Annotated in this window: 3 protein-coding genes; 2 read left to right on the plus strand and 1 reads right to left on the minus strand. The window is 31.1% G+C overall.

The genetic code is table 11. The annotated features are described in order from the left end of the window. Window positions 1–45: 45 nt before the first annotated feature. The gene (locus tag ACFINH_RS09835; RefSeq protein WP_375632984.1) at window positions 46–168 is read right to left on the minus strand and encodes a hypothetical protein; all 123 of its coding nucleotides are present in this window, start codon (window positions 166–168) and stop codon (window positions 46–48) included. 182 nt (window positions 169–350) lie between these two features. Between ACFINH_RS09835 and ACFINH_RS09840 the strand changes: the two genes are divergently transcribed. Both ACFINH_RS09840 and ACFINH_RS09845 read left to right on the plus strand, forming a co-directional pair. Continuing rightward, window positions 351–701 (plus strand): type II toxin-antitoxin system RelE/ParE family toxin, encoded by a 351-nt coding sequence (locus ACFINH_RS09840; protein WP_375632986.1) that lies wholly within the window; start codon window positions 351–353, stop codon window positions 699–701. Window position 702: 1 nt separating this feature from the next. Next, window positions 703–1026, plus strand: a complete 324-nt coding sequence (locus ACFINH_RS09845; protein WP_015856199.1) for a helix-turn-helix domain-containing protein — start codon at window positions 703–705, stop codon at window positions 1024–1026. Window positions 1027–1264 lie beyond the last annotated feature (238 nt).

A 1264-nucleotide genomic window follows, 5' to 3' on the forward strand; every position in this document is an offset into this window, starting at 1 on the left:
GATATGAAAACTTATCAAAAGGAATGTAAATGATGCGTATGATCTTTAATCACTCATTTGAATGAGAGAACCTATAAAACGCTTGTTATGGCTATCAAACGTATCAAAATGCTCGGTAGCTTTAACAATCCAATCAAAAGCAAATGCATATTCAATAAATATCTGCAAAAAACGTTCTTTTTACATTTACGAGCGTTGGGTTTCAAAAGCAGCTTTTCATAAGATAAATAAACAATTATGGTTTTTTGTTACCATTTTTATCAAGTCAATTTTATTAATAATAGTTATTAAAAAATCACAAAATTAGAATAACCACTTGAAAATATACCCATATGAGTATATTAATAATCATGAGTAAAATAAAACGTATCATATGGCTTGGTTCTTCACTCAAAGATATAAAAAGTCTTCCTGATCTTATTCAACAAAGGATTGGTTATGCTCTTTATCTTGCTCAGATAGGAGATAGAGGAGAAAATGTTAAGGTTCTCAAGGGGTTTGGATCTGCCAATATTCTAGAAATTATTGAACGCGATATTCAAGGAACTTATCGCGCTGTTTATACGATACAATATAAAAAATCTCTTTATGTGTTGCATTGTTTTCAGAAAAAATCGACCCGTGGCATTGCAACACCAAAACCAGACATTAATCTGATTAAAGAACGTCTCAAGTTAGCAGAACAATTAGAAGGGAATTAAAATGATCAATGTTTTTCACGGTAGTTCCAATGTTTATGCGGATCTTGGCTTTTCAGATTCCAGAGAGATGCTTATCAAAGCGCAACTTGCTCATAAGATTAGTCAAATTCTGAAAGAAAAGAACTTAACACAAAAACAGGCTAGTCAACTTTTGAAAATGACTCAACCAAAACTGTCTAAACTCTTAAGTGGAGAATTTCGAGGAATTAGTGAAATGAAAATGCTTGAGTGTTTGGCAAAATTGGGAAACGATATAAAGATTATTGTTAATCCGAAAGAAGTTAAAACGCTTGAAGGACATTTTGAAGTTGTTTTTTCTTCTTAAACTTCTTTATGATTAGCTTTTTTGGATCTATTCATGCATGGCAATCTTATATAAAAAATAGTCAAATGAATCACGTATAAAAGTGTGGATTCTTAAGTGGATTCTTATAAAATAATTACAAACAAACTATTGACTTTATTGTATTTTTGTTTATAATGTCCTTCAACAAGCGTGACCATCCGACGACCGTTTTCAACATCAATGCTCCCTTCATCACTGTAATAATCAAGATCATTAT

Origin of the sequence: Bartonella sp. AA74HLJMH (genome assembly GCF_042197045.1) — a bacterium.
Taxonomy (GTDB): Bacteria; Pseudomonadota; Alphaproteobacteria; order Rhizobiales; family Rhizobiaceae; genus Bartonella.